The sequence below is a fragment of the Amycolatopsis sp. NPDC041971 genome, from assembly GCF_055588925.1.
The window spans coordinates 120,479-140,884 of sequence record NZ_JBVJCE010000002.1 but is presented as its reverse complement, the minus strand read 5'-3'; the positions used below and the strand labels follow the sequence as shown (position 1 = coordinate 140,884).

At 69.0% G+C, this 20,406-nt stretch carries 18 protein-coding genes; 5 read left to right on the top strand and 13 right to left on the bottom strand.

The features are described 5' to 3' along the window. Positions 1-46 precede the first annotated feature (46 nt). The 3 genes from alaS to ACZ6DT_RS05700 all read right to left on the bottom strand — a co-directional run bounded on the left by alaS (position 47) and on the right by ACZ6DT_RS05700 (position 3,527). Entirely contained in the window at positions 47-2,719 is a 2,673-nt protein-coding gene (alaS, locus tag ACZ6DT_RS05710; protein ID WP_465589232.1) for an alanine--tRNA ligase, read from the bottom strand. Between the two features lie 101 nt (positions 2,720-2,820). Beyond that, a complete protein-coding gene (locus ACZ6DT_RS05705; protein ID WP_037305987.1) occupies positions 2,821-3,132 on the bottom strand; it encodes a hypothetical protein in 312 nt (103 codons plus the stop codon). Further along, on the bottom strand, positions 3,129-3,527 hold the full coding sequence (locus tag ACZ6DT_RS05700; RefSeq protein WP_465589229.1) for a DUF948 domain-containing protein: 399 nt from the start codon (positions 3,525-3,527) through the stop codon (positions 3,129-3,131). Before ACZ6DT_RS05700 ends, ACZ6DT_RS05705 begins: the two co-directional genes overlap by 4 nt. A gap of 143 nt (positions 3,528-3,670) precedes the next feature. On the opposite strand from ACZ6DT_RS05700, the gene ACZ6DT_RS05695 reads away from it, so the two are divergent. The 5 genes from ACZ6DT_RS05695 (at position 3,671) to ACZ6DT_RS05675 (ending at position 10,750) form a co-directional block, all read left to right on the top strand. Further along, positions 3,671-4,054, top strand: a complete 384-nt coding sequence (locus ACZ6DT_RS05695; RefSeq protein WP_465589226.1) for a hypothetical protein — start codon at positions 3,671-3,673, stop codon at positions 4,052-4,054. Positions 4,055-4,288: 234 nt separating this feature from the next. Next, entirely contained in the window at positions 4,289-6,367 is a 2,079-nt protein-coding gene (locus ACZ6DT_RS05690; RefSeq protein ID WP_465589223.1) for a phosphocholine-specific phospholipase C, read from the top strand. Between the two features lie 102 nt (positions 6,368-6,469). Further along, the gene (locus ACZ6DT_RS05685) at positions 6,470-7,156 is read left to right on the top strand and encodes a VOC family protein (protein WP_465589220.1); all 687 of its coding nucleotides are present in this window, start codon (positions 6,470-6,472) and stop codon (positions 7,154-7,156) included. 10 nt (positions 7,157-7,166) lie between these two features. After that, a complete protein-coding gene (locus ACZ6DT_RS05680) occupies positions 7,167-8,246 on the top strand; it encodes a hypothetical protein (protein ID WP_465589217.1) in 1,080 nt (359 codons plus the stop codon). Between the two features lie 125 nt (positions 8,247-8,371). Further along, positions 8,372-10,750: a chitinase C-terminal domain-containing protein gene (locus ACZ6DT_RS05675; RefSeq protein ID WP_465589215.1), complete on the top strand. Its 2,379-nt coding sequence runs from the start codon at positions 8,372-8,374 to the stop codon at positions 10,748-10,750. A 399-nt stretch (positions 10,751-11,149) separates the two neighbouring features. On the opposite strand, the gene ACZ6DT_RS05670 is transcribed toward ACZ6DT_RS05675, so the two are convergent. From ACZ6DT_RS05670 to ACZ6DT_RS05625, 10 genes are read right to left on the bottom strand one after another with little or no spacing between them, the layout of a single operon-like run. Further along, positions 11,150-11,728, bottom strand: a complete 579-nt coding sequence (locus tag ACZ6DT_RS05670) for a 1,2-dihydroxy-3-keto-5-methylthiopentene dioxygenase (protein ID WP_465589212.1) — start codon at positions 11,726-11,728, stop codon at positions 11,150-11,152. Beyond that, entirely contained in the window at positions 11,725-12,357 is a 633-nt protein-coding gene (gene mtnB, locus ACZ6DT_RS05665; protein WP_465589209.1) for a methylthioribulose 1-phosphate dehydratase, read from the bottom strand. Before mtnB ends, ACZ6DT_RS05670 begins: the two co-directional genes overlap by 4 nt. Beyond that, on the bottom strand, positions 12,354-13,070 hold the full coding sequence (mtnC, locus tag ACZ6DT_RS05660; RefSeq protein WP_465589206.1) for an acireductone synthase: 717 nt from the start codon (positions 13,068-13,070) through the stop codon (positions 12,354-12,356). Before mtnC ends, mtnB begins: the two co-directional genes overlap by 4 nt. Continuing rightward, positions 13,067-14,083 (bottom strand): s-methyl-5-thioribose-1-phosphate isomerase, encoded by a 1,017-nt coding sequence (locus ACZ6DT_RS05655; protein WP_465589203.1) that lies wholly within the window; start codon positions 14,081-14,083, stop codon positions 13,067-13,069. The genes mtnC and ACZ6DT_RS05655 overlap by 4 nt, the downstream gene beginning before the upstream one ends. Beyond that, positions 14,083-15,213 carry an acyl-CoA dehydrogenase family protein gene (locus ACZ6DT_RS05650; protein ID WP_465589200.1) on the bottom strand — a complete coding sequence of 377 codons (1,131 nt, stop codon included), beginning with the start codon at positions 15,211-15,213 and terminating at the stop codon, positions 14,083-14,085. Before ACZ6DT_RS05650 ends, ACZ6DT_RS05655 begins: the two co-directional genes overlap by 1 nt. Then, positions 15,210-15,938 (bottom strand): nucleoside phosphorylase, encoded by a 729-nt coding sequence (locus ACZ6DT_RS05645; RefSeq protein ID WP_465589198.1) that lies wholly within the window; start codon positions 15,936-15,938, stop codon positions 15,210-15,212. Before ACZ6DT_RS05645 ends, ACZ6DT_RS05650 begins: the two co-directional genes overlap by 4 nt. Then, entirely contained in the window at positions 15,935-16,846 is a 912-nt protein-coding gene (locus ACZ6DT_RS05640; RefSeq protein WP_465589195.1) for an ABC transporter permease, read from the bottom strand. The genes ACZ6DT_RS05645 and ACZ6DT_RS05640 overlap by 4 nt, the downstream gene beginning before the upstream one ends. After that, the gene (locus tag ACZ6DT_RS05635; protein ID WP_465589193.1) at positions 16,843-17,847 is read right to left on the bottom strand and encodes an ABC transporter permease; all 1,005 of its coding nucleotides are present in this window, start codon (positions 17,845-17,847) and stop codon (positions 16,843-16,845) included. Before ACZ6DT_RS05635 ends, ACZ6DT_RS05640 begins: the two co-directional genes overlap by 4 nt. Then, entirely contained in the window at positions 17,844-19,361 is a 1,518-nt protein-coding gene (locus tag ACZ6DT_RS05630; RefSeq protein ID WP_465589190.1) for an ABC transporter ATP-binding protein, read from the bottom strand. Before ACZ6DT_RS05630 ends, ACZ6DT_RS05635 begins: the two co-directional genes overlap by 4 nt. Continuing rightward, on the bottom strand, positions 19,342-20,379 hold the full coding sequence (locus ACZ6DT_RS05625) for a BMP family ABC transporter substrate-binding protein (RefSeq protein WP_465589188.1): 1,038 nt from the start codon (positions 20,377-20,379) through the stop codon (positions 19,342-19,344). Before ACZ6DT_RS05625 ends, ACZ6DT_RS05630 begins: the two co-directional genes overlap by 20 nt. Between the last annotated feature and the right edge of the window lie 27 nt (positions 20,380-20,406).

Sequence of the window (20,406 nt, the reverse complement as noted above, 5' to 3'; positions counted from 1 at the left end):
CGGATCGGACTCCCCCGGCCGATCCGGGCGCCGCCCAACGGCGTCGTCAGCCAACTTGGGCGACCGCCGCGCGCAGTGAGGCGATGGCCTGTTCGGCCCCGGCCGGGTTGGTACCCCCGCCTTGGGCCATATCCGGCTTGCCGCCGCCGCGGCCGCCGATCGCCTCGGCGAACGACGGGACGAGCTTGCCCGCCGCGACCCCCTTGTCCTGCGCCGCCTTGGTGGTGGCGACGACGAAGGCGACCTTCTCGCCCTGCGGGGCGAACAGCGCGACGATGCCGGGACGGTTGCCGAGCCTGCCGCGGATGTCGGAGGCCAGCGCGCGCAGACCGTTCGAGTCGACGCCCTCGCCGAGCTTCTCCGCGACGACCGCGATTCCGCCGATGTCCTCGGCCTTGTCCGCGAGCGAACCCGCCGAGCCGAGCACCTGCCGGGTGCGCAGCTGCTCGATCTCCTTCTCTGCGTTCTTGAGCCTTGTGAGCACGTCGTCGATGCGCGACGGCAGCTGGTCCGAGGGCACCTTGAAGGTGTTCGCGAGCTGCGAGACGAGCAACTGCTCCTTGCGGACGTACTTGAGCGCGTCCGTGCCGACCAGCGCCTCGACGCGGTGCACGCCGGAGCCGATGGACGAGTCGCCCACCAGTTTCACCAGGCCGAGCCGGCCGATGCGGTCGACGTGGGTGCCACCGCAGAGTTCGCGGGAGTACTCGCCCATGTCCACGACGCGGACGTCGTTGCCGTACTTCTCGCCGAAGAGCGCGACCGCGCCCAGTTCGAGGGCCTTGTCCTTGGTGGTGACGAAGGTGTTCACCTCGACGTTGGTCTGGAGGTAGTCGTTGACCTCCTCCTCGACCTCGGTCAGCACGTCGGCCGAGACGCCGCCGGAGGTGGTGAAGTCGAAGCGCATCCGGCCCGGCGAGTTCAGCGAACCGGCCTGCGCCGCGCGCTTGCCGTACGCGCCGCGCACGGCCGCGTGGACCAGGTGCGTCGCGGAGTGCGACCGCTCGATCGACAGGCGGCGGTGCTGGTCGACCGAACCGGTGAGCGCGGTGCCGATGCCGATCTCGCCGTCGAGCACCTCGACACGGTGCACGAACAGGCCCGGCACGATCTTCTGCACGTCGTGGACCTTGAGCTCCACGCCGTCGCCGAGCAGGACGCCGGTGTCGGCGACCTGGCCACCGCTCTCGGCGTAGAACGGCGTGCGGTCCAGGACCAGCTCCGCCTTCTTGCCCGTGCCGACGCTGCGCACCGGCACGCCGTCTTCGAGCAGCGCGACGACCTTCGCCTCGGCCTGCAGGTCGGTGTAGCCGAGGAATTCGGTCTCGCCGTGCTGTTCGAGCACCTTGCGGTACTCGGACAGGTCACCGTGACCGGTCTTGCGCGACGCCGCGTCGGCCTTCGCACGCTGCCGCTGCTCGTTCATGAGCGTGCGGAAGCCCTCTTCGTCGACGGACAGCCCCTGCTCGGACGCCATTTCCAGGGTCAGGTCGATCGGGAAGCCGTAGGTGTCGTGCAGCTGGAACGCCTTGTCGCCGGCCAGCAGCGAACCGCCGGAGCGCTTGGTCTCCTGAGCCGCCAGATCGAAGATGCGCGAACCGCTGGTGAGCGTGGAGAGGAACGCCTCCTCCTCGACGCGCACGACGTCCTCGATGCGGTCGAAACCGGAGACCAGCTCGGGGTAGGTCGGGCCCATCGTGTCGCGGACGACCGCCGCGAAGGCGGGCAGCACCGGCTCGTGCACGCCGAGCAGGCGCGCGGAGCGGATGATGCGGCGCAGCAGGCGGCGCAGCACGTAACCGCGGCCGTCGTTGCCGGGGGTGACACCGTCGCCGATGAGCAGGACACCGGTGCGGGCGTGGTCGGCGATGACGCGGAACCGGACGTCATCGACGTGACTGTTGTGGCCCGAGCCGTAGCGCCGGCCGGAGAACTCCTCGGCGCGGCCGATCACCGGGCGGACGAGGTCGGTCTCGTAGACGTTCTCGACACCCTGCAGGATCGTCGCGACCCGCTCGACACCCATTCCGGTGTCGATGTTCTTCTTCGGCAGCTCACCGATCGGTTTGTGGCCGTGCTTCGGGCTCTTCTCACCCCTCACGTCCTGCATGAAGACGAGGTTCCAGATCTCGATGTAGCGGTCCTCGTCGGCGACCGGGCCGCCCTCGCGGCCGTAATCGGGGCCGCGGTCGTAGTAGATCTCCGAGCAGGGACCGCCGGGACCGGGCACGCCCATGTCCCAGTAGTTGTCCTTGCCGTCACGGGACTGGATGCGCTCGCCGGGCAGGCCGGTGAGCTTCTTCCACAGGCCCGCCGCCTCGGCGTCGTCCTCGTAGACCGTCGCCCAGATACGTGCCGGGTCGAGGCCGTAGCCGCCGTCGCTCTGGGGCTTGGTGATCAGCTCCCAGGCCGCCTCGATGGCGCCTTCCTTGAAGTAGTCGCCGAAGGAGAAGTTCCCGGCCATCTGGAAGAACGTGTTGTGCCGCGTGGTCTTGCCGACCTCGTCGATGTCCGGGGTGCGGACGCATTTCTGGACGCTGGTCGCGCGCGGGTACGGCGGGGGGACCTCGCCGAGGAAGTACGGCTTGAACTGGACCATGCCGGCGTTGACGAACAGCAGGTTCGGGTCGTCGAGGATCAACGGCGCGCTGGGCACGCGCGTATGTCCCTTGTCCTCGAAATGGCTCAGAAAACGCTGGGTGATTTCGTGTGTTTCCACGGGAACGTCCTTGTATACGGGCTCGCGCGCAGGCGCTGGGAATGCGGACAGGCGGGAACGGCGGGGGGCTCGGGTCTGTTCCGGACGCGGACGCGACCCGATCAGCCCTCCGCCCGGCGAGCTCGCCGGGCCGGGCGCCGCGGCGACGCCGCGTGCCTGCCCGCAGGGCCGTCGGCGGCCGTGCTCAAACCGGTGCGTTCGGACACCATGTCGTGCAGCTCCTGTTCCCGTTCGCTCATCCCGGCGCGGACCTCCGCGCCGAACGAACCGACGGCGCCCGCGAGTTCCCGCACGGCGTCGCCCAGGTTCGAGGCTAACCCCGCCGGCGTGGCCTGGCGAGCGGTTTCGGTCGCTTTGCGTGACAGGGCGACGCCGGCGACCACGCCGACGCCGAGCCAGAACAGGCGCTTCATTTGCGGCCCCGCTTCTTCGCCGGGCGGGCGGCCTTCGCTTCCGCCTTCTTGCGGCGGGCCTTGATGGCCTTGCTGAGGCCGTAGGACAGCGCGGCCGTCTTCACCAGCGGTCCGCCGAGCGTCGCGGTGAACACCGACGACAGCGCGGACATGTTGCCGGAAACGGCCTGCGCGTTGGCGGTGATGCCGTCGACCCGCTCCAGCTGCGTGTTGACGTGCGTGAGCGTCTCGTTCGCGCCGATCAGCAACGGGTCGGTGTTCTCATGCGCCTTGCGGATGGCGATCGTGGCCTCGTCCAGGGTCCGGCCGAGCTTGAACAGCGCGATCGCCAGAAGCACGACGAGTACGACGAATGCTCCTGCGGCGATCAGCGCGGCGATCTGCCCTGCCGACACGGGCCCTCCTCAAGGGTCTGCGGTCTTTGGTGCCCGTGAGGTTACCGTCTCGCCAGCCGTTCGGCGGTGTCGCCCCGCCGGACGGTCACTCAGCGCAGTGACCTCACGACGAACCGGCGGGAACCGGACGTCAGCGCTCGCTCTTGGGCGGCCTGGTCCTCGCCTGCCCGGGCGGGTCATCGGGCGCGCGGCTGTTGCGGCGTTCGCTCCCCGGCGGCGGCGCGGAGGCGTCGGGGGCCCGTGCGTCCCGCGAGCCGGGCGAGGCCGTGGTCCGGACCGGCGCGGGCCTGGCGCTCGTGCGTGAAGTTTCGCGGCCCGGCTCGGGTGCTTCCCGCGATTCACCCGGCGGTGTCATGGGCGGCGCTGTTGTGGGTGGCGGTGTCGTCGGCGGCGGTGTCGTCGGTGTCGTCGGTGGCGGTGTCGTCGGTGGCTGGGACGTCACCTGTGGCGCGGGTACCGGCCTGGGGACCAGCGCGGTGGGCAGGTCCGGCACGCTGGAGAGCGCGACGAGGAGAAGAACCCCGTAACAGGCGGCGCCGCCGACACCGATCGCGATCCGGCGGACGAAGACACGGCGGCGGCCACCGGAGTCGGCGAACACCGGTCTCGCGAGGTCTCCCCCACGGTCGTTCTCGTCGTGACGCTCAGGAATCACGGCCATCCAGGGTTCGTACGGGCGGAACACTCCAAGCACGGGAACCGACTCCGAGTCGACCGGTTCGGTTCTTGTGACGTTCATGTTACTGGGTCAAGGTTCCGGCATGCCTGAACTGTCACGTCGTACGTTGCTGGGCGCCACCGGCGCCGCGGCCGCCACCACCCTGCTCCCGCCGTCCGTGCACTCCGCCATGGCCGAACCGATGCGGCGCGGCGGGCTCGACGCGATCGAGCACGTCATCGTGCTCATGCAGGAGAACCGGTCGTTCGACCACTACTACGGCAACCTGCGCGGCGTCCGGGGCTTCTCCGACGCCCATCCGCTCGAACTGCCGTCGGGGAAATCGGTGTTCGAGCAGCCGAATCCCGCCGGCGGCACGGTGCTGCCGTTCTCGGTACGCGAGGCGGCCGAACTCGCCGGGCGGAAAGCGGACGACATCCAGTACCTGGGCGACCTCGACCACAGCTGGAACGGCAGCGGCAAGGCGTGGGCACGTGGCTGGAACAACGGCTGGATCGCGGCGAAGACGCCGGCCACCATGACCTACTACGAGCGCCGCGACATCGCGCTGCAGTACGAACTCGCGGACACGTTCACCATCTGCGACGCCTACCACTGTTCGATCTTCGGCTCGACCAACCCGAACCGGAACTTCCTCTGGACCGGGACCACGGGTTTCGAACCGGGCAGCACGACGAACCGCGCGGTGACGAACGCCGCCTACTCCTACGACCACAAGGGTTACGATTGGACGACGTATCCCGAGCGCCTCGAGGCCGCCGGGGTGCCGTGGCAGATCTACCAGGAATGGGACAACTTCACCGACAACGCCGTCGAGTACTTCGTACCGTTCAAGAAGGTCGGCACGAAGATCCTCGCTTCGGTCGAGGAAAAGTTCCGCACCACCGAGGAGTTCTACGACGCGCTGCCGAAGAAGACCCCCGAGGAACGCGCGAAGCTGCTGGCGCAGTTCGACGCCGGGGTCGCGAAGCTGACGCCCGCCGAGCGGAACCTGTTCAAGAAGGCCATGTACCGCAGCGAGCCGGAGACGCTGGTCACCCGGCTGAAGGCGGACATCCAGGCACGACGGCTGCCCGCGGTCACCTGGCTGGTGCCGTCCGCGAAGGACTCCGAGCACCCCGGCGCGTCCACACCGGTCGGCAGCGCCAACCTGATCTACCGCGTGCTCGACGCGCTGGCGTCCGACCGCGAAACGTGGTCCAAAACGGTGCTGCTGATCAACTTCGACGAGAACGACGGCTACTTCGACCACGTCCCGCCGCCGATGCCGCCCGGAAACGCGGCCAACGACGCGGACCACTTCAACGGCCAGCCGCTCGGCTTCGGGCCGCGCGTGCCGATGACGGTCGTCTCACCGTGGTCGATCGGCGGCAACGTCGACTCCACCGTGTACGACCACACCTCGGTGCTGCGGTTCCTCGAGCGCTGGACCGGAATCGCCGAGCCGAACATCAGCAAGTGGCGGCGGACCGTCGCGGGCGACCTCACCGGTGCCTTCGACTTCTCGCGCGCCGGACGCCGGCCGCGGGTGAACCGGCCCGGCCCGGTGCCCGCGCCGATCAGCCGCTGGCGGCCGTCCGCCCCGGTGGAGCAGAGCCTGCCCGTGGCCGAGCCCGGCAACCGGCCGTCCCGTCCGCTGCCGTACCAGGTGTCGGTGTCCGGTTCGGTGGACAAGTCGGGGAATCTGGCGCTTTCGCTGGCCAACAGCGGCTCCTCGTCGGCGCATTTCGCGCTGTACCCGTACAAGGGCGAATTCGCCGAGCCCGCGCATCGCGACGTCCGCGGCGAGGCGCCGGAACTCGTGCGCCTGGCCGGTGACGAGTACCGCGTGGTCGTCCAGGGGCCGAACCGGTCGTGGTGGGAACTGCGCGGAAACCGTCGCGGGGCCGCCGCGGGTGTCGACGTCCGGACACGGTTCCCGACCTGGCGTTCGGGTGTCGAATTCAAACTGTCCAACTCGGGTGCTTCGGCCCTGACGCTGCGGCTTTCGTCCTCGCGGCTCACCCGGGTGGTGCGGGTCGGCGCTGGGCGTTCGGTCACGGTGGACTGGCCGGTTTCCGGTGGCTGGTACGACGTGAAGGTCACCGCGGACGGGGATCCGTCGTTCCTGCGGACGCTGACCGCGCGGGTGGAGAACGGTCGGACCGGCGTCTCCTGCTGATCGGTCCGTGAAGGCCTCCTTGAGGGACCCAGAGTCCCTCAAGGAGGCCTTCACGGACCTTAAACGGTTGCGTGCGGGTCGCCATTGTTTCTAACGTCGCTTATGACCGTCACCTTGCACACGCTCTGTTTCGCCGCTCACGACCCGCGACGTCTGGCGCGCTTCTGGGCGGGCCTACTCGGCTGGACAAGCGAGGGCGACGCCCTGGTCCCGGACGACGACACCGGCTTCCGGCTCCGCTTCCTGCCGACGGAAGAACCGAAGACCCGCCAGAACCAGATGCATTTCGACCTGACGAGCGATTCCCTCGAGGACCAGCGGCGGACGGTCGCGAAGGCGCTCGAACTCGGCGGCAGGCATATCGACATCGGCCAGCTTCCCGAGGAAGAGCACGTGGTGCTCGCCGACCCCGAGGGTAACGAGTTCTGCGTCATCGAGCCGGGCAACGATTTCCTCGCCGGATGCGGTTTCGTCGGCGCGGTGGCGAGCGACGGTTCGCAGGAGGTCGGTTACTTCTGGAGCAAGGCGCTCGGCTGGCCGCTGGTTTGGGATCAGGACCAGGAGACCGCGATTCGGTCGCCACACGGCGGTCCGAAGATCACCTGGGGCGGACCGCCGTTCACTCCGAAGACCGGGCCGAACCGGCTCCATTTCGTTGTGCACGGCCCGTTTTCGGAAGTCGAGCGGCTCGTCGCGCTCGGCGCGACCCGGCTCGGCACCGGCGAGAGCGGTCAGGTGGAGATGGCGGATCCCGACGGGAACGAGTTTTCTGTCGTGGTGCTCGGATAGCCTCCGCCGTATGGACATGAGAGCTGTCGCCGAGACCCTCATCGCGGGGGAACACGTCAGCACCTGGGATCTACGGGACAGCGGACCTGATGATCTTCTCGAACTCCGCGAAATCCGGCGAACCGGGAATCAGGCGCTTCGCAACGCGGCACGCACCCTGCTGTTCGGTTTGGGCGGCCCGGAGGCACTCGGCGAGTACGACCTCGCGCTCGTCCGCCGGCTGATCCGGAGCAAGCTTGCCACCGAAGTTCCGGTCGCGATGCGGTACTGCGAGTTCTGGTACGCCATCCCGACCACGGACCAGGCGTCGGTGCTCGACGCGTTCGGCCTGTCCGATCCGGAGCCGGTGACCATGTCGCTGGGTACCGAAATCCGGCGGCAGCGCCATGACGGCTCCGGGCATCAACACTGCGCCCGGAGTTACGTCAGTCCGGCGCTAGATGGATGGACATTCGTGTTCGGCCGGCCGTCGGACGACCTGCACCCCGCGAACGTCACCGAAGAAAGCACTTGGAGCATCGAACCGCGCGAGCACTATCAGGCCATGCTCGCGAACGAGAAGGTCTGGCGCGAAGTGGATCGGGAGCGCTGCGTCGCGTTGAGCCGCCGGTTCGGCGAAGCACACAACTACTACCGCAGCTATGGCGACTCCATGACATCGTGGTGCGTCGCCGAAAAAGGTGAACTGGTCCGATTCTACGACGTCGCCGCACCCGAGGAATCGGTCGGCGAACTCGCGGCCGAGAACGGTTACCTGCTCCCGCACGAGGACACCCCATTGCCCGAGGGCTGGGCCGACGACATCCAGCACACGGAGAACCCCTTGGACTGGCAACGGGAATGGATCCGGCGGCACCGGCGGCTGAAGGTGGAGCTCGGGTTGCCGGACCACTGCGACGCGGACACGATCGCCGAAGCGCTTTCAGTGCACCCCGGCACCATCGGCCCGCACACCCGCGTCGAAGGGCACGGGGTCATAGCACTCACCGGATGTGGCCGGAAGTATGGCCACCCGCGAACCTTGTTGACCGGCCTGACCTACACACCGGCGCCGGAACCGCCCTCCCTCCTCGACGAGGACCAGACCTGACGTAGCACAGGTACGCTCCGCCGTACGGCACAGGATGGAAATTGGTCTACACCTATTGACGCGCGCCAGGTCAGCGGCTCAAGCTGCTGTGACCGAGGGCCATCTTCCACTGTCGGAGGTTCGGCGTGCCAAGGAGAACCAGGAAACTACTCCCCCTGCTGGCGTCGCTCATCACGCTGGCCGGACTCATGATCGTCGTCATCACCCCGTCCACGTCGAGCGCGGCAGGTCACGAGGACTGTCGCCCCGACGGGCTGTACCGGACACCCGGCGTCGACACTCCCTACTGCACCGTCTACGACACCGCGGGCCGCGAATCCCTGGGAGAAGGGCATTCCCGCCGCGTGATCGGCTACTTCACCAGCTGGCGCACCGGGAAGAACGGCGCACCGGCCTACCTGGTCAACAACATCCCGTGGTCGAAGGTCACCCACCTCAACTACGCGTTCGCCCACGTCGACGCGCAGAACAAGGTCTCGGTCGGCGCGCCGAGCGCGACCAACGAGTCCATCGGCATGGAATGGCCGGGCGTCCCCGGCGCCGAGATGGATCCGTCGTTGCCCTACAAGGGACATTTCAACCTGCTGACCAAGTACAAGAAGCAGAACCCCGACGTGAAGTCGCTGATCTCGATCGGCGGCTGGGCCGAGACGGGCGGCTTCCTCAACCCGGACGGCACCCGTAACGCTTCGGGCGGCTTCTACAAGATGACGCAAACCCAGGCGGGCATCGACGTCTTCGCGGATTCCGTCGTGGAGTTCCTGCGCACCTACGGTTTCAACGGCGCGGACATCGACTACGAGTACGCGACGTCCGCGAACTACGCCGGCAACCCGGACGACTACTGGATCGCGCAGTCCAACCGCGGCACCCTCTGGGCGGGCTACGAGAATTTGATGCGCACGCTGCGCGAGAAGCTCGACAGGGCGGGCGCCGCTGACGGCAAGCACTACCTGCTGACGGCCGCCGTGCCCGCGTCCGGCTGGTTGCTGCGCGGCCAGGAGGTCTACGGCGTCACCCGGTATCTCGACTACGCCAACATGATGAGCTACGACCTGCACGGCGCGTGGAACCAGTTCGTCGGACCGAACGCGGCGCTCTACGACGCGGGCAACGACGCGGAACTCGCGCACTGGCAGGTGTACACCACACCGCAGTACGACGGGCAGGGCTATCTCAACACCGACTGGGCCTATCACTACTTCCGCGGCGCCATGCAAGCCGGCCGGATCAACATCGGCGTCGGGTTCTACACCCGCGGCTGGCAAGGTGTGTCCGGCGGGACGAACGGACTGTGGGGCAAGGCTCCGCTGCCGGACCAGAAACAGTGTCCACCGGGCACCGGATCCCACGTCGGTTCGACGGTGCCGTGCGGCAACGGCGCGATCGGCATCGACAACCTCTGGCACGACCTCGGCTTGGCGGGCGGCGAGGTCCCCGCGGGCGCGAACCCCATGTGGCACGCGAAGAACCTCGAGAACGAGATCACCCCGGACTACCTGGAGGCCTACGGGCTCACCCCGAAGACCGACCCGACGGACCGGGTCTCCGGCAACTACAACAGGTTCTACGACAACACGATGGTGACGCCGTGGCTGTGGAACAACGACAAGAAGGTGTTCCTGTCCACTGAGGACGAAGCCTCGCTCGCCACGAAGGCCAAGTACGTGGCCGACAAGGGCATCGGCGGCATCATGATCTGGGAACTGGCGGGCGACTACGCCTTCGACGAGGCCAAGGGCCAGTACTTCATGGGCGACACGCTGATCACGAAGATCAACGACGGCCTGCGCGGCGCCGCCCCGTACGGCAACAGCAAGTCGTCGCGTCCCGCGCCCTCGTCGGTGCTGAACGCCAACGTCAACCTGACCGGATTCGCGCTGGGTGACGCGAACTACCCGATCACCCCGCGGATGCGCATCACCAACAATTCGACCACCACCATCCCCGGCGGGACGAAGATCGAGTTCGACTACGGCACCAGTGCGCCCGGCAGCATGTCCGATCAGTCCGGCTTCGGTCTGACGGTCACGAGCAAGGGTCACAGCGGGCCCAACGTCGGTGGGATGAAGGGAGACTTCCAGCACGTCGCGGTGACCGTGCCGACCTGGCAGAACATCGCGCCGGGCGCCACCGTCGAGATCCGGCTGAACTACTACATGCCGATCGCGTCGCCGTCGAACTTCACGTTCACCTTCGGCGGTACGACGTACGCGATCGCGTCGGACCACCCGCGTGGCGGCGGTGCCCCGCCGACGACCACCACCCCCACCACGACCACCGGTACGACGACCACCACGACCAGTCCGACGACGACGAGGACGACCACCACCACCCCGACGACGACCACCACGGTGCCGTCCGACGCCTGGAAGCCGAACACCGACTACGCCACCGGTGCTCGCGTGACCCACAACGGCGCGGCATACGTGTGCCGTCAGGGCCACCGGTCGCTGCCCGGCTGGGAGCCGCCGAACGTGCCTGCCCTCTGGACCCCCGCCTGACAGAGCCCGGCAGCGCGCCAGGAAAGGTCCTTTCCTGGCGAATGCCGTAAGGAAAGGACCCTTTCTGGCGTCGGAGCTTCCGTGAAGACCTACGCGATTCGGCATTCCGTGAAGGCCTCCTTGAGGGACCCAGAGTCCCTCAAGGAGGCCTTCACGGCTCTTGCGTGTCCACACCGGACGCCATGCGAAACCGAGGTGCCGGTATTTTGCTTACCTACGCCTGACCAGGCCGGTCTCGGATTGATTGCTCAGCGCGTGCCGGGTGTTGACAATGCAGGAATCGGGACGTTCAGTGCCCCGATTCCTACCTCGTCGAGGGGGCGTTCCGGTCTCGGTGCTTGATCAACGGAAGATCGGGAACACCTCCCCGCTCACACCATCCCGCACGAGCCCAAAGCCTCAGTAGCGCCCGGCCGTCAACGTGTCGAAGTCCGGGAAGCTCCCCGCCAGTGTTTCGCCGGTGAAGTCGCCGACCCAGCCACCGTCGTCGTGGAAGAACCGGATGGACACGTAGTCGGGCCGCGTGCCCATGTCGAACCAGTGCGTGGTGTTCGCGGGCACGCTCAGCAGGTCTCCCGCCTCGCACAGCACCGCGTACACCTTCCCTCCGACGTGCAGGTAGAACACGCCGGACCCACGCGCGAAGAAGCGGTCTTCGTCATCGTCGTGGGTGTGCTCGGCCAGGAACTTCTGCCGGGCTTCGGCGGCTTCGGCCGCCCAGCCGGGCTCGCCGGACGGGGTCATGCGGACGGCGTCCACGAAGGTGTAGCCCTCGGCCGCCGAGACCTTGCCGATCGGCTCCTCGTAGGCGGCCAGCACCTGCTCGGGCGTCACTTCGCGCGGCAGGTCCGGGACGAGGTCCCAGCGTTCGAACCGGACACCGAGCCGCCCCAGTTCCCCGGTGATCACGGCCGGATCTTCGGTCCTGAGCGCGATCTCGTCGGGCCGGTCGTCCGGCCACACCGTCAGCAGGGTCATCGCACTCCCCTTTCTCGACCGACAAGTCTTGTCTCTACCCGGAACCGGAGCAACCACTCCAAACATTCCAGGCGGTGGCGAGCGTGGCGCAGGTCATCGCCCCAGACGTAGATCCCGTGCCGCGCGACGATCACCGCCGGCGTGTCCGCCCGGAACCCCGTCTCGAACGTGTCACCGAGGACGCGCATGTCCTGGCCGTTGGCGATCACCGGGATCGTCACCAGGTCGTCGTGCGCGGCGCGACCGAAGCCCTTGAGCATTTCGAGATCCCGCAGTTCGACGCCGTCGGGCCAGTGTTCGGCGGCGACCACCGGCGCGAGCGCGTGCACGTGGATCACCGCGCCCGCGCCCGACACCGCCGCGATCCGGGCGTGCAGCCCGGCCTCTGCCGACGGCACCTTGTCCGGATGTGGCTGGTCGGCGACGGCCAGCCCGTCCTCGCCGACCACCACGACGTCGTCACTGGTCAGCTCGCCTTTGTCCCGGCCGCTGACGGTGACGGCGACCCGCAGCGGCTCGCGGCCGAGCACCACCGAGAGGTTGCCGGACGTCCCCCGCATCCAGCCCAGCCCGGCGAACCGGGCGGACTCCTCGGCCAGTGCGCGCCCGGCGAGTTCCAGCATGGTCATCGAGGCACGACCTTCACCTCGTCGAACGTCCGGATGGCCCGGTGCGTCCCGAAGTCCGCGTCGCCGAAGGGCTCACCGTCGCGCGCGAGGCCGACGGTCTGCCAGCCGTCGGCGGCGGCCCCGTCGAGTTCGGCCGGGACGTCGGAGAAGAACACGATGTCACCCGGCTCCGCCTCCAGCGCGGAGGCGATCGCGCGGTACGACGGCGCCTCGCGCTTCGGCCCGGCGTTGACGGTGTCGAAATGCTTCTCGAACAGACCGGTGACGTCGCCGTCGGTGGTCCGCGAGAACGACGCGATCTGCCCGGCGACCGAACCGGACGAGAACACCGCGAGCCGCAGCCCGGACTCGTGCCACGACCGCAGCGCCGGGGCGACGTCGCCGAAGAACTCCGTCGTGAGGTCGCCCTCGGCGTACCCGCGCTGCCAGATGAGACCCTGCAACGTCTTCAGCGGCGCGATCTTCTGATCGGCGTCCATCCAGCCGTGCAGCACCCGCACGATGTCCACTGTGGACGCGTCCGCCGGGAGATCGCCGAGTTCCTTGATCCGGGCGACGGCGCCGGCGACCTCGGGGTCGTCCGGGTGTTCGTCGATCCACGGGCCCAGCCGCGGGCGCGCGTAGTCGTAGAGGGTCACGTGCACGTAGCTGGTGGCGGTCAGCGTGCCCTCGATGTCGAGGACCACCCATCGGGCGGTCAGCGTTGCGGTCACTGGTTCGCTTCCCCTTCTGCGTAGTACTCACGGAGCCGCCGGGGTTCGAAGGCCCCGCGGTCGGTCACCACCGTGGTCACGAACCGCGGTGGTGTCACGTCGAAGGCCGGATAGTGCCCACGCACGCGTTCGCTCGCGACGCGGTGGCCGAGCGCGCTCAGGACCTCGTCGCCGTCGCGGTATTCGATCGGCACGTCGGCGCCGGTCGGCGCCGCCTGGTCGGGCGCCTGGACCATCGCGTGGAACGGCACGCCGAACGCCACCGCCGCCACCGCGAGCCCCAGCGTGCCGATCTTGTTGACGACGTGGCCGTCCATGGTGACCCGGTCGGCCGCGGTCACCAGCGCGCCGACCTCACCCGAGGACAGCACCGCGGCGCCCATCCCGTCGGTGATCAGCCGGGTGTCGGCGCCCATCTCGGCGAGCGTCTCGGCGGTCAGCCGCGCGCCCTGCAGATACGGCCGGGTTTCCGTGCAGAGAAAGGAGAATTCTTTGCCCTGCCGCCGTGCGGCCAGCACGAATTCGACCAGGTACAGATCCGCCCAGCAATGCGTCAGCACGGTCGCCTCGTCCGGCACCAGCTCGGCGGCGTGCGCACCCAGCGCGCGGCTGCGCGATCGGTACGACTCGTCACCCAGTCGCGCTCCCGCCGTCGCGGCCTCGACGAGATCTCCGGCCGATTTGCCTACTTCGGACAGGACGGCGGAGACGGCCTTGCGCAGGTGGTTGTTGGTCTTGCGGGTCGCGATGATCCGCTCCCCCGCCCGCTCCAGATACGCGCGGGCTTCGGCGGGCGCGAGTCCCGACGCCTCACGAGCGGCGAGGACCATCGCGCCCAGTGCCGCGAAATACGGCCCGGACGACTGCGTGACCATGTCCTCGATGGCCGCCGCCACCTCATCCGAAGTGCGGCACAGCACCCATTCCCGTTCGAACGGGAAGACCCGGCGGTCGAGGATGTGCACGCCTTCGTCGTCGAGTCGGACGCTTTCGGCGAGGATCGGCAGTGTCATCAGCTGTACCCCGAAAGGCACGGCGGGATCCCGTTGAGGAAGTGGTCGCCGACCTCGCGTGCCTTGTAGGTCACGGGGTCGTGCAAGGTCAGCGTGCGGGCGTTGCGCCAGAAGCGATCGAAGCCGTACTTCGTCGCGGTCGCCCGGGCGCCGGTGAACTCGAAGACCTTGCTCGTGATCTCGACGGCGGCCCGGCTCGCGACGATCTTCGCCGACGAGATGGCGATCGCCGCTTCGGCACGCTCGGCCGGGGTCAGCTCGAATCCGCGCTCATCGGCCTCGCCGAGCGCGGCGACCGCGGCGTCGACGGCGAATCCGGCCGCCCGCGCGGTCGCGACCAGCTCGCCGTATCCGGCCAGGATGTACGGATCCTGCGTCGCTTTGTCCACATCGGACAGTGTCCAGGGCCGCGCGGTCTCCCGCGTGTACACCGCGGCCGCGTCGAGCGCGCCGAACGCGAGGCCGACGTACACCTGCGCGAGCATGAGCTGGAAGCCGATCGCCGCCAGGGAGGTCCGGGGCACCTTCGGATCCGACTGGTCCTCCGGCTGGGCGCCGAGCACGTCGTCGGCGGCGATCCGGACGGCTTCGAACCGCACCGCGCCGCTCGCGGTGAGCCGCTGGCCGATGTTGTCCCAGTCACCGGGGAAGGTGATCCCGTCGGCCCGCGCGTCGACGACGAACGTCAGCTTCTCGCCGTTGTCCGTCCTCGTCGCACTGACCACCAGGCGGTCGGCGACGGCCGCGCCGGTGGCGAAGGTCTTGGTGCCCTCGACGGTGAACCCGCCGTCGACCGGGGTCAGGAGCAGGGCCGCGTCGAGCGGATTGCTCACGCCCGCCCAGAACCAGCCCGGTTCGCTCGCCGCACGCGGCCCGAACAGGCCGGTGCGCCAAAGCTGCAGGTAGTGGTAGCCGAGCAGATGCCCGACCGACGCGTCGGCGGCGGAGACGATCCGGGTGGCCTGGTTCGCGGCCGCCCAGCCGGCGGTGTCGAGCAGAGGCAACAGGCCGGACTCGCGCAGCAAGCCGACTTCTTGGTCAGGGAGACGCCCGGCGAGGTCTCGCTCAGCCGCGTCCGCCGCCAGGGTGCTCGCCAGCTCGAGTGCCGCTTTTCGCCACACTTCGGTCATTCCGCCCCTTCCACCTCGATCAGCGCGTCCAGCGCCACGCGGGTCGCCCTCGCCACCCCGGTGGACACGACGTCGCGATGCGGGTCGTAGGCCGACGGGTCGGGGTGCTCGGGCCGCGCGTCGCCGTCGATCACGAGCACACCACCGGCCCGCAGGCCGCGCAATGCCGCGAACACCAGCAGCGTGGAGAGTTCCATCTCAATGGCGATCACCCGCGCGGCCAGGTACTCGGTCATCGGGAGGGTGAGCACCAGCGGGCTGAACGCGGCCCGGGTCCACACCACGCCCCGGTGTGCCTCCGGTGCCTCGCGGCTCAGCGCCACGACGACCTCCGGAGTGGCGAACGCCGGGTACTCCGGGTGGATCAGCTGCTGGGTGACGCCGTCGTCGCGGACCGCGGCCTCGGCGATGACGAGATCGCCGTCGGTGATCCCCTCGGCCAGCGAACCGGCGGTACCGAGCCGGAGGAACGTGCGGACACCCGCCTCGGCCAGCTCGCCGAACTGGCACAACGCGCCAGGCCCGCCGACGCCGTGTGACGACACGACGACCGGAACACCCTTCCAGGTGCCGGTATAGGTCCGGTACTCGCGGTTCTGCCCGACGAGGACGGCGTCCGCCAGCGATTCGGCCACCGCCGTCGCGCGGTCCGGATCGCCTACGACGAGGGCGCGCGGCGGCAGTCCGTGCCGGGGGATCTTGGTAATGGGCAGGACGTCGCTCACGCGGACTGTCCTTTCTTCCGCTTGAATCCATCCATGCCCCCGCCGCCACCCTCAACGGAGACGCTTCGCGCCCACCATCGATTCGACAGGAACAGCGCCACGAGCGTGACGACGTACGGGGCGGCATCGGTGGCCTGCTGCGGCAGCCCGATGCCCTGCAACCGGAAGCCGAACGCTTCCGCGAGGCCGAACAGCAGCGCCGCGAGCAGCACCCCGAGCGGATGAGCGCGGCCCAGCATCACCGCGACGACGGCGATCCAGCCGCGGCCCGCGGTCATGTTCTCGGCGAAGAGCGTCACCGAACCCAGCGCCAGTTGCGCGCCGCCGAGACCGCACAGCGCTCCTCCGGCGAGGATCACTCCGTAGCGGTACTTGGTCACGTCGACGCCGAGACTGGACGCGGCCTCCGGACGCTCGCCGACACCGCGCAGTCGCAGGCCCCACGGATGCCGGTACAGCAGCACCGCCAGCGCGGGCACGGCCAGCCAGGACAGGTAGACCAGCAACGACTGTCCGGGAATAGGCCCGAACTGGCCCAGCCCTAGCAACGAGGGATCGCTGAAGGAGCCTTCGGTGCCGAAGACGGTGCGGATGAGGAAGCTCGTCAGGCCGACCGCGAGCAGGTTGCTCGCGACACCCAGCACGATCGGATCGCCGTCGAAGGTGATCGAGCCGATCGCGAGGATCAGCGAGTACGCCGTCGCCGCGAACACCGCCACGACAACGCCGATCCACGCGCTGCCGGTGTACCAGCTCCCGGCGACGGCGCCGAAGCAGCCGACCAGGAGCGAGCCTTCGAGCGAGATGTTGAAGACCCCGGCCCGCTGGCACAGCGCGCCCGCGAGCGCGGCGAACAGGATCGGTGTCAACGCGGTGAGCGCCGAGGAGAACAGGCTCGCGTCGATCATGCCCGCTTTCCCTTCCGCTTGAAGGCCCCCGAGGTGGCCGCGAGGAAGATGATCAGCACCGCCTGCAGGACCGCGGTCAGTTCGCGCGGGACCTGGGTGGCGCGTTCCATCGCGAATCCGCCGCTGGTCAGCGCCGCGAAGAAGACCGCCGCGAGCAGTGTCCCGAGCGGGCTCGCCCCGGCGAGCAGCGCCGCGAGCAGGCCGATCCAGGTGTACTGCGGCGTGATCAGCGCGCCGTCGATGAACCGGTACGGGAAACCGAGGACGGCGATCGCGCCGACCAGCCCGGCCGACCCGCCCGAGGCGGCCAGCAGCCGCAGGGTGAGTTTCGGCCGGTCGATCCCGGCGTAGGCGGCGAACCGCGGCGCCCAGGCGGTCACCCTGGTCTCGAAACCGGCGGGTGTGCGGGCGTCGATCACCGTGTAGACCGCGATGACCGCCACCACCAGGAAGATCCCGGCCGTCACGCCGTCGATTTCGGGCAGCCGCGTGCCTTCGGGCAGTTGCGGGCTCTGCGGCAGGCTGGAGCCGGCGTCCTTCAACGGGAAGCGCACGAGATACCCGGCGAGCGACATCGCCGGATAGCTCAGCAGCAACGTGCTGATCAGCAACGGGACACCCAGGCGGTTCTCGCAGACCGCGGCAAGCGCGGCGTACGCGGCTCCGGCGAGGATGCCCGCGACCAGCGCGAGGGTCACCTTGACCGGCCCAGGACCGGGCACGTACAGCCCGACGGCGAGCGCGCTGACGGCCCCGAGCACCAGCTGTCCCTCACCGCCGAGGTTCACCATGCCCGCGCGCAGCGGGATCGCGAGCGCGGTCGCCATCCCCGCGACGGGAACGGCGTAGGCGAGGGTGTCGCCGATACCGTCGGGACCGAACGCGCCCGAGACGATCGCGCCGTACGCGGCCAGCGGATCGGTTCCGGTGGCCAGCAACAGGATCGCGCCGAGGACGAGCGCCGCGGCGACCGGGACGGCGACGAGGCGGACGCGGGTCATCCGGCACCTCCGGCCATCGCGAGGCCGATCGTGTGCTGATCGGCCTCGTCCTTGGTGAATTCGGCGACGATCCGGCCCTCGAACAGCACCAGCACGCGGTCCGACAACGCGAGGATTTCGCTGAGTTCGGCGGAGATCAGCAGGACGGCGTGCCCGGCGTCGCGATGGGCGACGAGCCGGGCGTGGATGTTCTCGATCGCGCCGACGTCGACACCTCGCGTGGGTTGTTCGACCAGCAGGAACGGCGCGCCGTGGGTGAGTTCGCGGCCGAAGATCGCTTTCTGCTGGTTACCGCCGGACAGTGTGCCCATCGCGGCGGCGGGGCCGGACGCGCGGACGTTGTAGTCCTCGATGATCGCCGACGCGTGGTCGTCGATCGCCCTGCGACGCAGGAATCCCTTGCGCACCAGGGGACGCTTGCGGTGAAAACCGACGGCGAGGTTCTCCCGGAGGCTCGCCGTGGGCGCCGAACCGACCTCGGCGCGATCTTCCGGGACATGGGCGAGCCCGGCTTCCCGGCGCGCGCGGACCGAAAGTCCGTCGAGATTCTGTCCATTGAGGACAATGGTGCCGCCGGTCTTCAGGAGGCCGGTGATCGCGTCCGACAGCTCGGCCTGTCCGTTGCCCGCGACTCCGGCGACGCCGACGATCTCCCCCGCGCGCACGGTCAGGGAAACGTCGTCCAGCAACGGCTTTCCTTCCATTCCGGGAACGGTCAAGGAGCGGGCTTCGAGGACGGCCTCGCCGGGAGTCCCGGGCGGATGCACGCGGTCGAGGTCGACCACGCGTCCGGTCATCGCGGCGGCGAGCCCGGCGGCCGTCTGGTCCGCGGTGCGGCCACGGGCGCTGACACGGCCGTCCCGCAGCACCGTGACATGGTCGCTGACGGCGAGGACCTCCTGGAGTTTGTGCGACACCAGCAGAATGGTGCGATCTCCGGCGGCGAGGGCACGCAGCACACCGAACAGCCGCTCGGTTTCGGGTGGGGTCAACACGGCGGTCGGTTCGTCGAGGACCAGCACGTCGGCCTCGCGATACAGCAGTTTGAGGATCTCGACGCGCTGCCGCAGCCCGACCGGCAGGTCACGGACCCGGTCGCCGGGCCGCAGCCGCAGTTCGTGCCGTTCGATCAGCTCGGTGACGCGGGCCGTCGCCTTCTTGCGGTCCAGCAGGCCTCGGCGGGTCGGTTCGCTGCCGAACACGACGTTCTCGGTGACGGTGAGCTCGCCGAACAGCGCGAACCCCTGCTGCACCATGCCGACACCGGCGTCGATGGCCTGCGCGGGCGAGCCGAAGGAGACTTTCTCGCCGTGCAGGGAGACCGTGCCCTCGTCGGGCCGGTGTAGACCGTAGAGCACGGACATGAGCGTCGATTTACCCGCACCGTTCTCGCCCATCAGGGCATGGATCTCGCCTCTGCCGACGTCGAGGTCCACGTGGTCGTTCGCGAGCACTCCGGGGAACCGCTTGACGATCCCCCGGAGTGAGACGGCGTCAGGACTTGGCGGGGTCATCGACGACGATCGCGCCCGAGATGATCCGGTCCCGCAGCTCGCCGGCCTTGGCCAGCACGTCGGGGTGGCTCGCGACGACACACTGCGACGTCGCGGCGTCCGGCTCCAACCCCGTCAGGGAGATGCCCTTCTCCTTGAGGCCGTAGGACTTGATCTCGCCGGTCTTCCCGCCGAGGATCGCGTCGACCCCGTCGCCCACGACGACGTCGGTGCGCTTGATGACGTTGTCCACGACCTGCCCCGGGCTGGCCGGGCACTGGTTGGCGTCGACGCCGAACGCGAAGAACTTGCCCTGTTTCGCGGCCTCGAACACGCCGAGGTTACCGGCCGCGGAGGCCGCGCCCATGACGTGGTCGACGCCCTGACCCGCGAGCGTGGTGGCCAGCGCCTTCGCGCGTGCCGGATCGTTGAACGGGTTCGCGCCGCCGATGAACAGCGGCGCCAGCGTGGTGCCGGGTTTGGCCTCTTCCGCCCCCTGCCCGAACGGGATCGAGTACCGGCGGAACTGGGGCGTGTCGAGCACGACGACCGCGCCCACCTTGCCGGACTTGCTCAGGAGCCCGGCTTCGGCGCCGGCGAGGTAGCTGCCCTCGTGCTCACGGAACATCGCGCAGGTGACGTTCGGGAACGGTTCGGTGGTGCAGGAGTCCACGAACAGGAACTTCTGCCCGGGATTGCGCTCGGCCTCGGCCGCGATGGCGTCGGCGAAGTTGAAGCCGACGGCGACGATCACGGCGGGCTTCTCCCGCACCGCGGCCGCGAGATTCTGCTGGATCGAGGCCGGATCGGTGCTCTGGTACACCTTCTGCGTCCCGTTGTGCTTCTCGGCCGAGTCCTCGATGCCCTGGACGGCGAGCTTGAGGAAGTCGTTGACGCCCACCGGGCTCGGCGTGATCAGGACCAGCGCGGGCCCCGCGGCGTTCTGCGCGGCCGGGTCCTTGGCCGAGGCGTTGCACGCGGCGATGAGCGTGACGGCGGAAACGGCCATGACGGTCCGCAGGAGGGTTCTCGGCGACATGTCCCGGACTGTATGTCGCCGGTCCAC

What these genes read in the sequence shown, in the direction of transcription:
- ACZ6DT_RS05705 (WP_037305987.1), bottom strand. Translation starts at nt 3,132, where the DNA reads ATGAAGCGCCTGTTCTGGCTCGGCGTCGGCGTGGTCGCCGGCGTCGCC.
- ACZ6DT_RS05690 (WP_465589223.1), top strand. Translation starts at nt 4,289, where the DNA reads ATGCCTGAACTGTCACGTCGTACGTTGCTGGGCGCCACCGGCGCCGCG.
- ACZ6DT_RS05685 (WP_465589220.1), top strand. Translation starts at nt 6,470, where the DNA reads ATGACCGTCACCTTGCACACGCTCTGTTTCGCCGCTCACGACCCGCGA.
- ACZ6DT_RS05680 (WP_465589217.1), top strand. Translation starts at nt 7,167, where the DNA reads ATGGACATGAGAGCTGTCGCCGAGACCCTCATCGCGGGGGAACACGTC.
- ACZ6DT_RS05670 (WP_465589212.1), bottom strand. Translation starts at nt 11,728, where the DNA reads ATGACCCTGCTGACGGTGTGGCCGGACGACCGGCCCGACGAGATCGCG.
- mtnB (WP_465589209.1), bottom strand. Translation starts at nt 12,357, where the DNA reads ATGACCATGCTGGAACTCGCCGGGCGCGCACTGGCCGAGGAGTCCGCC.
- ACZ6DT_RS05655 (WP_465589203.1), bottom strand. Translation starts at nt 14,083, where the DNA reads ATGACACTGCCGATCCTCGCCGAAAGCGTCCGACTCGACGACGAAGGC.
- ACZ6DT_RS05650 (WP_465589200.1), bottom strand. Translation starts at nt 15,213, where the DNA reads ATGACCGAAGTGTGGCGAAAAGCGGCACTCGAGCTGGCGAGCACCCTG.
- ACZ6DT_RS05640 (WP_465589195.1), bottom strand. Translation starts at nt 16,846, where the DNA reads ATGATCGACGCGAGCCTGTTCTCCTCGGCGCTCACCGCGTTGACACCG.
- ACZ6DT_RS05635 (WP_465589193.1), bottom strand. Translation starts at nt 17,847, where the DNA reads ATGACCCGCGTCCGCCTCGTCGCCGTCCCGGTCGCCGCGGCGCTCGTC.
- ACZ6DT_RS05630 (WP_465589190.1), bottom strand. Translation starts at nt 19,361, where the DNA reads ATGACCCCGCCAAGTCCTGACGCCGTCTCACTCCGGGGGATCGTCAAG.
- ACZ6DT_RS05625 (WP_465589188.1), bottom strand. Translation starts at nt 20,379, where the DNA reads ATGTCGCCGAGAACCCTCCTGCGGACCGTCATGGCCGTTTCCGCCGTC.